At 69.7% G+C, this 4,863-nt stretch carries 6 protein-coding genes; all 6 read left to right on the forward strand.

The genetic code is table 11. The features are described 5' to 3' along the window. On the forward strand, positions 1 to 844 hold an 844-nt coding region (locus UN64_RS21515; RefSeq protein WP_171978982.1), incomplete at its 5' end, for a hypothetical protein. Next, positions 841 to 1,893 (forward strand): phage minor head protein, encoded by a 1,053-nt coding sequence (locus UN64_RS21520; RefSeq protein WP_171978983.1) that lies wholly within the window; start codon positions 841 to 843, stop codon positions 1,891 to 1,893. The genes UN64_RS21515 and UN64_RS21520, both read left to right, overlap by 4 nt. A gap of 142 nt (positions 1,894 to 2,035) precedes the next feature. Continuing rightward, on the forward strand, positions 2,036 to 3,049 hold the full coding sequence (locus UN64_RS21525; RefSeq protein ID WP_077365915.1) for a hypothetical protein: 1,014 nt from the start codon (positions 2,036 to 2,038) through the stop codon (positions 3,047 to 3,049). An 18-nt stretch (positions 3,050 to 3,067) separates the two neighbouring features. Further along, entirely contained in the window at positions 3,068 to 3,418 is a 351-nt protein-coding gene (locus UN64_RS21530) for a DUF2190 family protein (RefSeq protein ID WP_077365917.1), read from the forward strand. 27 nt (positions 3,419 to 3,445) lie between these two features. Next, on the forward strand, positions 3,446 to 4,522 hold the full coding sequence (locus tag UN64_RS21535; RefSeq protein ID WP_077365919.1) for a phage major capsid protein: 1,077 nt from the start codon (positions 3,446 to 3,448) through the stop codon (positions 4,520 to 4,522). 84 nt (positions 4,523 to 4,606) lie between these two features. Next, a partial coding sequence (locus UN64_RS21540; RefSeq protein ID WP_139343229.1) for a hypothetical protein occupies positions 4,607 to 4,863 on the forward strand: 257 nt, incomplete at its 3' end.

Below are 4,863 nucleotides of genomic sequence, written 5' to 3' on the forward strand. Positions count from 1 at the left end.
CGGCTGCGCGGTCCTGCGCGTCCGGGTCAACCCTGTTGGCCGGTCCGCCGTGTGGGGGGTCGGCGACGGATGGTCCGCCCTCACCTGGGTCCGCCGCTACTCCGCGTTCCTCCAGGACACCCAGGCCCTCTACGAGGCGCTGACGAAGATCGCCCGGTTCGTGTCCTCCAAGGGCAACCCGGCAGCGACAGCCCGTGCGGCCGCGCAGGCCACTCTCGGCCCCGCCGGTGGCACCATGTACGGTGACGCCGGGTCCAGCATCAGCACCCCCTCGTTCAACGGTGTGGACCCGTCCCTGGGTCGCCCCTACGCGGCCATGGTCGCCGCCGGTGTCGGCCTGCCCGTGACTGTGCTCACCGCCGACCCCGGTCAGGAAGGTGCCCGCGCTGTTGCGGAAACCCTGGACCGGCCCATGCGGCTGGCATTCCAGGCCAGGCAGCGGGTCTGGGCAGACGCCTACCGGGCGTCCATCATGTTCAAGCTCCGGATGTGCGTCGAAGCCCCCAACCACCCGCTCAAGGGGACGGTCCGGCAGGTCGGGGACCGCAAGATCATCGACTGGCCGCAAGGCCAGGAACCGGTCATCGACGTGATCTTCCCCGACATCCAGGACGACAACCTCGAAGCTGCGGTCGAGGCCGTGTCGAAGGCGGCTGGCACGAACACGCTGCACCCGCTCACCATCGCCCGCCTACTCCTCACCGTCCTCGAAGTCGAAGACGTCGAAGGCGAACTCGCCCGCATCACCGGTGACGACGGGGAATGGGTGGACCCGCAAATGTCCACAGCCATGGCCGCCGGTATGGACGCTGCCCGCCGCGCCCGACAGGGAGACGACCTGTGACCGAAACCCCGCAGGTCGTGCAGATCGCCCGCCAGGGCCGCGCCCACACCGTGGAGATCACCGACCAGGTGACCCTCGACCTCGCGAAAGCGTGGGTGCGGGCCTGGGACGCACTCTCACCCGAGTTCGAGGCCGCCCTGGCCCGCCTTGAGGACGCCCAACCCGGGGATGTGATCGCGGCCGCGCAGATGGCCCGTGATCGCAGGATCATGCAGGCGTTGGCCCGCGCCCAGGACACCCTCGATGACCTGGCCGCAACCACGCATGCGGCGGTGTCCGCGGACATCACCCCCATCGTGCTCGCCGCCGCCGACACGCATTATGAGCAGTTGGCCGCGCAACTCCCCGAGGGTGCACCCGGCCGGCTCGGCATGGGTGTGTTGGACCCGGCAGCGGTCGACGAGATCGTGGCCCGCACCGTGGACCGGATCGAGGCCAAGACACTGGCCCTACCCGTGGTCACCGCCGAGCTCATGAAGGCCGAACTGATCCGTGGTGTGACCGTGGGCGCGAACCCGCGTGCCGTGGCGAGGCAGATCATGGCCCGCACCCAAGGCCAGTTCATGGGCGGGTTGGCGAGGGCGGAGCGGATCGCCCGCACAGAAATGCTCGACAGTCATAGGCGGGCTGACCAGGCCATGGCCGAACGCAACGCGAACGTGATCGCGGCGGCTGTGTGGGTTGCCACCCTGGACAGCCGCACCTGCCCATCCTGCCTGGGCATGCACGGCACCGAGTTCCCGCCCGACGCGTTCGGTCCCGAGGACCACGTCCAGGGCCGGTGCACGTTCGTGTACCGCACCAAGACCGCTGCTGAACTCGGGTTCGTTGGGGTCAAGGAGCCCCCGCCCACCGACTACAAGGGGCAGCGGGACGCCTGGTTCGACAACCTCACCGAGGACTCGCAGGACGCGATCCTGGGCAAGGGGCGGGCGGACTTCCTGCGGGCCGGTGGTGACTGGTCGGCGCTGTCCACGCGCCGGGAGAACCCGGAATGGCGGGCCAGCCACGTGTCAACCCCTGTCCGGGACCTCCCCGCCACAGGGTGACCACAGGCCGGTCGCCCCACACACCCGGCATTCCTGCCAGATCAAGGACGGCCCAGACAGGGACAAGTGCGCGCCCGTGAGCACCCACTGGTGCCCATCAGCCGCCACACACTCACCCATGCCACCAAGTCTAGGAGGCCACGTGCAGACCACCATCCGGGAGGCCACCGGAACACTGGCCCGGACCGGCCCCGGACGCATCCGGGTCCGCATCATCGACGAGGGCACCGGGTCGTCTGGCACCTACACCCGCGAAGTCCTGGAAAAGGCCGCCACCGAGCGGGCCTTCCCCCGTGGCACGCAAATGCACCTCGACCACTCCACCCCCGGCGATCTCATGGAACGCCCAGAGGGCTCCCTACGGAACCTCGTCGGCGTCCTGGACGAGGACGCCCGCTACGAAGACGGCGCACTCGTCGCTGAGGCCCGCATCGGGTCCGCGTGGCGGTCCTTCGTGGACGACTTCGGCGAGTTCATCGGCGTGTCCATCAGCGCCGCCGCCGAGATCAGCGAAGCCGACACCGGGCGGGTGGTGGAACGCATCATCCCGGACCGCATGAATCGTGCCGACCTAGTTACGGTCGCTGGCCGTGGCGGACGCATCGAGGCCGTCCTCGAAGCCGCCACTCGTGCCGCCGAAGAAGCGGCCACCACAGACCCCCACAACTCCCCCACCAACCCGGCGGGCGAGACCACCAAGAAGGAGGACGCCAGCATGGCTGACACCAACCTGACCGAGGCCCTCACCCGGGCTTCCGAGGCCGACCGCCGGGCCAACGAGGCGGAGGCGAAGGCCGCTGAGCTGGCCGCTGAGCGGGACACCCTGGCCGCGGAGAACACCGCTCTGAAGGAGGCCGCTGAGGCCGCCGCGAAGACCATGCGGGAGCGTGCCCTCGCGGACGCCCGCGCCATCGTCGCGGAGTCCTTCGGCGACAACGCGCCCGCGTTCATCGTGCGCGCCGCCGAGTCCGCCGCCACCGGCGAGGACTTCGACCCGGACACGCTCCGCACCGAGGTCACCGAGGCCGCGGCCGCCCTGACCGTGGACCCGGCCACCCCGAACGTCGGCCCCTACACCATCACCGTGAACGAGTCCGACCTGGGCCGGATGTCCGCCGCCGACATCGCCGCCCGCATCAACAATTACCGCGCCTGACCAGGAGGGCTCACCACCATGGCAATGAACCAGCGCTACACCCACTTCGACCACATCGCCCTCACCGTCCCCGAGGGCGTCAAGTCCGGTCAGCCCGTCCGCGTCGGCGCGGTCGCCGGTGTCGCCCAGATCGACCGGCAGCCCGACGGCAAGGCCACCGTGTGGCTCGACGGCTCCCACATGATCGACGTCGCCGGAGCCCTCACCGAGGGCCAGGTCGTCTACATCAAGGCCGACCGCACCCTGACCGCCACCGCGACCGGGAACTTCCCGTTCGGTGTCGCCGTGCTCGCCAAGGGCACCGGCACCGGCCCCGCCGAGGTCGCCCCCTTCGGACACAACCCGGCCGTCGCCGTCGCCGCGGCCTGACCCGACTTCGCCTAGGAGGCACACATCATGACCGTCAGCATCGACCTGGCCCGCGAGGGCTTCCGCCGAGCCCCTTCCCACGACGAGAAGGTCATCGAGGCCGGCCTGCTGCTCAAGCGGGCCGAGGCCGGCAACATCACCGCCATCGCCACCCTGCGCGAGGCGTTCAGCACCTCCGACTTCCCCGTCCTCCTCGGGCAGGGACTCCAGGCGACCGCGATCACCGCCTACAAGGACACCCCCAAGGAGTTCGAGGACGTCGTGTTCGACACGACCGTCCCCGACTTCAACCGGCGCCGCCTGGTGGACCTGTGGGGTGCCGACGAGTTCGAGCGCGTCCGCGAGGGCGATGAGTACAAGGGCGGGGTCAAGAAGGAGACCAGCCTGGAGCACGGCCTGGGCAAGTACGGCACGGTGGCGAAGGTCACCTGGGAGCTGTTCCTGGACCGCCGCTTCTCGGACATCGCGGACTTCCCCCGCGACCTCGCCCAGGGTGCGATCAAGACGCAGAACTCCGCCGTCGCGGACCTGCTCGTGAAGAACGGCGCCTGGAACCAGGGCTTCTTCAAGTCCGTGTCCACCCTCCCGCTCACCGCGGACAACCTCCAGAAGGCCATCAACGAGCTCGCCATCCGCGAGAACCACCGCGACGAGCTCGTGGACGTGTCCAGCCTGTACCTGGTGCACGGCCCGGCACTCCGGTCCCAGGTGCAGGCGCTGCTCGTGCACCTGGAGAAGGTGGAGATCACCACCACCGACGGTTCCAAGTCCACGAAGCAGGTCCAGGACAACCCGTTCCGCAACGTGGTGAAGCCGCTGGAGTCCCGTGCCGTGGGCAAGCGTCTCGGCACCGGTTCCGGGACCGCGTGGGCGCTGATCCAGGGCAAGGGCTCGGACCTGCCCTCGATCATCCGCACCAGCCTCGCCGGCCACCCGGAGGTCGACATCCGTGTGGAGAACGCGCAGGGCCAGTCCCTGGGCGGCGGTGCCCTGTCCCCGCAGGACGGGTCGTTCAAGGACGACACGATCTCCTACCGGGGCCGTTCCGTGCTGGGCATCGATCCCGGGTTCACCCCGGGCGTGTGGGCGTCCAAGGGCGCCTGACCCCGTCATGGCCGGGTGATGTGAGCAACCCCGTCTGGGGCACCTCTCACCCGGCCCCACCAATCTTCAAGGAGGCGCACGGCCGTGTTCATGGACAACCAGACCGAGACCCTGCTGCGTCTCCACATCGCTGACCCGGCTACCACCGAGACCGGGCCACTGCTCTCATACGATGACCTGTCCGCCCTGTACCGGGGCGAGTCCGGGTCGCTGCCGCGCACGGTCGCGGCCGCGCTGCGCACCATCGCGGCATCCGAGGTCCTGGTGTCGAAGAAGATCCGCACCCAGGACCTACAGACTGATGGTCCGGCGGTCGCGGCGGAGCTGCGGGCCCTGGCCCG

This window comes from Fictibacillus arsenicus, from assembly GCF_001999465.1.
In the GTDB taxonomy this organism is placed as follows: Bacteria; Bacillota; Bacilli; order Bacillales; family Fictibacillaceae; genus Fictibacillus; species Fictibacillus arsenicus.

Bases quoted from the DNA above. Each gene is read 5' to 3' on its own strand.
- UN64_RS21535 (WP_077365919.1), top strand. From the start codon at position 3,446: ATGACCGTCAGCATCGACCTGGCCCGCGAGGGCTTCCGCCGAGCCCCT.
- UN64_RS21530 (WP_077365917.1), top strand. From the start codon at position 3,068: ATGGCAATGAACCAGCGCTACACCCACTTCGACCACATCGCCCTCACC.